General features: G+C 71.6%; 3 protein-coding genes. All 3 read right to left on the bottom strand.

Annotated elements, in window-relative coordinates; genetic code table 11:
* Window positions 1-84 precede the first annotated feature (84 nt).
* Genes ACTIDRAF_RS30450 through ACTIDRAF_RS0221745 form a run of 3 tightly spaced genes read right to left on the bottom strand, consistent with a single transcriptional unit; the run spans window position 85 to window position 3737 of the window.
* Window positions 85-1128: an ABC transporter permease gene (locus tag ACTIDRAF_RS30450; RefSeq protein ID WP_016700824.1), complete on the bottom strand. Its 1044-nt coding sequence runs from the start codon at window positions 1126-1128 to the stop codon at window positions 85-87.
* 12 nt (window positions 1129-1140) lie between these two features.
* The gene (locus tag ACTIDRAF_RS0221750) at window positions 1141-2697 is read right to left on the bottom strand and encodes a sugar ABC transporter ATP-binding protein (RefSeq protein WP_016700823.1); all 1557 of its coding nucleotides are present in this window, start codon (window positions 2695-2697) and stop codon (window positions 1141-1143) included.
* Window positions 2694-3737 carry a sugar-binding protein gene (locus ACTIDRAF_RS0221745; protein WP_016700822.1) on the bottom strand — a complete coding sequence of 348 codons (1044 nt, stop codon included), beginning with the start codon at window positions 3735-3737 and terminating at the stop codon, window positions 2694-2696. Before ACTIDRAF_RS0221745 ends, ACTIDRAF_RS0221750 begins: the two co-directional genes overlap by 4 nt.
* Between the last annotated feature and the right edge of the window lie 639 nt (window positions 3738-4376).

Below are 4376 nucleotides of genomic sequence, written 5' to 3'. Positions count from 1 at the left end.
GGGACGTGGAGGACGAACCGGGTCACCGCACGGCGCTCGGCCGTGCCGGGACGGCGGGCCCCGGCCCGGAGCCTCGGCGACCGCCTACGTGTCCCCCGTCCGCCCGGCGGCGGCGGCCCGCCGGCCCCGCCACTCGTTGAGCGCCACCGCGAGGATGATCACGGCCCCCTGGATCGCCTGCTGCCAGTAGGCGCTGACCTGGAGGGCGATCAGGCCGTTGGTGATCAGGCTGAGCAGGACCGCCCCGAGCACCGCGCCGAGCACGGTCCCCCGGCCCCCGAACAGGCTCGCGCCGCCGATGACGACGGCACCGATCGCGGTCAACTCGTAGCCGACCCCTGTGCTGGGCTGGGCCACCGACAGTCGCGCGGTCTCCAACAGGCTCGACAGCGCGGCCAACGAACCCGCGACCACGTAGACGAACATCTTGACCCGTTGGACCCGGATTCCCGAGAGGACCGCCGCCGATTCGTTCGACCCGGTGAAGTAGACGTGCCGGCCGATCGTGGTCCTGGTCAGCACGAGGTGCGCCACGACCGCGACCACCAGCGCCACCCACACCGGGATGGGAAGCCCCAGCCACGACCCCTGCCCGATGCCCAGGAAGGGCGGCGCGAAGCCGGTCTGGGTGGAACCGCTGGTCAACCCGAGCGCCACCCCACGGGCGATGCCCAACATGCCCAGGGTGATGATGAAGGGGGGCACCTTCGTGAGCACGATCAGCGCCCCGTTGACCAGCCCGCAGACCAGGCCGGTGGCCAGGGACAGCGGGATGGCGACGATGTAGGGCAGGTCGGCCGAGATCACCCAGAACCCGGTGGCCACCGAGGTCAGCGCGACCACCGAGCCCACCGAGAGGTCGATGCCGCCGGTCGCGATCACGAAGGTCATCCCCACGGCGATGATCGCGACGAGGGCGGCCTGCCGGGCCACCACCAGCAGGTTGTCAACGGTGACGAAGGTGTCCGTCCTGATCGCCAGGAAGGCCAGGATCCCCAGCACCACCAGCAGCAGGCCGGACTCCCTGCCCCGGAAGGGCCGCAACCACGGCGAGTCGGTGCGGCGAGTGGTGGCGCCGGAGGGCCCGGTCCGATCCGGATCAGCGGTGGGCGTGGTGGTCGTGGACATGGTGTTCGCTCCTCAGCCCGTCGCCGGGGTGCCGATTCCGGTGGCCAGCGCCACGATGGCTTCCTCCGTGGCCTCGTCCGCGGTCAGCTCGCCCGCCGTCCGTCCGGCGGAGAGCACCACGATCCGGTCACTCATCCCGATCACCTCGGGCAGCTCGCTGGAGATCATCAGGACCGCGACGCCGGCCGCCGCGAGTTCCCGGATGATCCGGTAGATCTCCGCCTTCGCCCCGACGTCGACGCCCCGGGTCGGCTCGTCCAGCAGCAGGACGGAGGGCTCGGTCGCCAGCCACTTGGCCAGCGCGACCTTCTGCTGGTTGCCGCCGGACAGCCCGCCGACGAGGGAGTCGACGCTGGGGCACGCGATCCGCAACGACGTCCGGAACCTGTCGGCGACCTCGCGTTCCACCCGGGGGCGGAACCACCCCCTCGGCGCGATCGTCCCCGGCACGGTGACGGCGATGTTGCGCCGGACCGACATCTCCAGGAACAGCCCGGTGGCCTTGCGGTCCTCGGAGAGGTAGCAGACCCCCTCCGCCAGGGCCTCCTTCGGGTGCGCGAAGCGCACCCGCCGGCCGCGCAGCAGGATCTCACCCTGGTGGGGGTCGGCCCCGAAGACGGCTCGCGCCGTCTCGGTCCGCCCGGACCCCACCAGGCCGGCGAGGCCGACGATCTCCCCGGCCCGCACCGCCAGGGAGACGTCACGCACCCGGTCCCCGGAGGAGAGGTTGCGGACCTCGAGCACGACCTCGCCCCGGGCGCGGTCGGGGCGCTCCCCGTAGAGCTGCGTGATCTCCCGGCCGACCATCTTGGCGACGAGGGCGTCCGGGTCGGTGTCGGCCGCGCGTGACAGACCGGTGTGCCGGCCGTCCCGCAGCACGGTGATGCGGTCGCAGACCTCGAAGATCTCCCGCATCCGGTGGCTGACGTAGACGATCGCGACGCCGGAGTCCCGCAGCCTCCTGACGACCGCGAGGAGCCGGTCCACCTCGTCCTCGGTGAGGGCCGAGGTCGGTTCGTCCATGACGATGAGCCGGGCCTTCGCCGCCAGCGCGCGGGCGACCTCGACGAGCTGTTGCCTGGCCAGCGACAGCCGTTCCACCTCGATCCACGGATCGAGCTCGATGCCCAGTTCGGACAGCGCCGCCTCGGTCCGCCGTTCCATCTCCCTGCGGTCGAGCATCCCGAACCGGGTCGGCTCCGCCGCGACCAGGATGTTCTCGGCGACCGACAGGTGCGGGGCGAGGGTGAGTTCCTGGTGGATCACCGCAAGCCCCAGCCGCTGGGCGTCCCGGGGGCCGCTCATCCGGACGGGACGCCCGTCGACGAGGACCTCGCCCGCGTCGGGGCTGACCACACCGGCCAGCACCTTGAGCAGGGTGGACTTCCCGGCGCCGTTCTCGCCGACCAGCCCCATCACCTCGCCGGGCCGGACCGCCAGCTCCACCGAGTCGAGGGCGCGCACGCCCGGGTAGGTCTTCACGATCCCGGTCATCCGCACCAGGGGCTCGACGCCGGGGGCGGCCGGCGGGTCGTCCGTGGGCGGTTCCGCCTCGGGTGCCGCGCTCACGAGATGGTCCGTTCGAAGTCGGGGAGGGTCTCCTTGGTGATGGCGACGACGCCGGTGTCCAGCTCGGTCTCCGCCACGTCCGCTTCCTGGGCCATCGCGACCAGCAGCTGGAGGGCCGCCGCCGTCATCCCGTAGGGACGTTGGGAGACGAGCAGCTGGATGCAGTCGTTGCGCATCAGGTCCCTGGCCTGCGGGATCGCGTCGAAGCCGGCCACCAGCACCTCGCCGCACCGCCCGGTCTGCTGGAGCGCCGTCGCGGCTCCGGGCGCGTCACCGCCGTTGATCCCGACGATCGCCGCGATGTCCGGGTGCGCCGCCAGGATCGCCTCGGTCTTGCTGGTGGCCTCGGCGATGGCGTCCCCCGACTCCTCGATCGCGACGATCTCCACGTCGGGATCGGCCTCGACGACCTCGCGCAGCCCGGTCAGCCGCTGCTGGCTGTTCACCGCGCCCAGCGAGCCGACGATCACGGCGATCTTGCCCTCCCCGCCGATCTGTTCCAGCAGCTCCTCGCCGAAGGTCCGTCCGGCGTTGGTGTTGTCGGTCCCGATGTAGCCACGCGCCTCGCTGTCGGGAACGGGCGAGTCCCAGGCGATGACCTCGATGCCCATGTCCCGCGCGGTGGCGATGGTGCCCAACACCGACGCGGGGTCGTTCGGCGAGATCGCGATGCCCTTCGGCTGGCGGGCCAGGGCCGCCTCGAACATCTGCACCTGCTGACCGACGTCGGTGGTCTGGGGGCCGACGAACTCGGCCCGAACCCCGAGCCGTTCCGCGGCGTCCTCCATCCCGGCCCTGGCGTCGTCCCAGTACGGGTTGTCCAACGACTTGGGCAGGAAGACGTACAGGTCCTCCGACTCGCCGGTGACGTCCGGGATGCCCAGCTCGGCCGCGAGTTCCTCGGCGACCTGCTGGCTCTCCTCACCCAGGTCCTCGGCCTCGGCCCGGGTCGGCAGGTAGTCCGAGTTCGAACCACAAGCCGTGAGGGACACCGCGAGCGCGGTACCGAGCACGGCGGTCACGAACGGTGGGACCCGCACTGCGCACTCCCTTTCCGGCCAGCAGCGCCGGCCTGATACCTCGTTTTCCCCGGTGCTCCAGCGCGGGGGGACCACCGGAATCCGGTCGTACCGGAAAGCCGGAGAGGGACACGCTACTCCCCACTCGTGTGACACCCTGGATACGTGGCCGCGATCGGCCCTCTTTCCCTCTCGGCGTGCGATTCTCCACGAACGGAAGATAATGGCGCGCCATTCGCCGACACTCGACTGATTCTCACCCAGAAGGAGGAGTTCCGGTTCGGTGGAACCGCTGTTCACGGGGGGATCCCGACGTCCGGTGGCGACGACGACCGCCGGCGCCCGCACCCCTTCCCGCCTGCGCCGTTCGACTCCGGACAGGACAGGCGACCGGCTCACCCGAGGCTCGCGGCCACCGCGCGCGGACCGTGTTCACCGCCGCCCCGCCTGATCCGAATTCCCCATCGCTCCCCGACTCCTCGCCCGCGGGCCGGTCGACCGGCGGGCGGAGCCCACCGGGATGTCCCCACATGCGTTCCGCCCGAATTCTCCGTTCCGCTCCGGAATACCCGACCGAATATTCCCCCGCTCGGGGAAATCCGTTGCTCTGAACGGCCGGGGACCAACCGGACGCGGCGGGCGCACGGCGGCCCCGTTCCC

Origin of the sequence: Actinoalloteichus spitiensis RMV-1378 (assembly GCF_000239155.1) — a bacterium.
In the GTDB taxonomy this organism is placed as follows: Bacteria; Actinomycetota; Actinomycetes; order Mycobacteriales; family Pseudonocardiaceae; genus Actinoalloteichus_B; species Actinoalloteichus_B spitiensis.
This window is presented reverse-complemented; position numbering and strand designations above follow the sequence as displayed.

Bases quoted from the DNA above. Each gene is read 5' to 3' on its own strand.
- ACTIDRAF_RS30450 (WP_016700824.1), bottom strand. From the start codon at position 1,128: ATGTCCACGACCACCACGCCCACCGCTGATCCGGATCGGACCGGGCCC.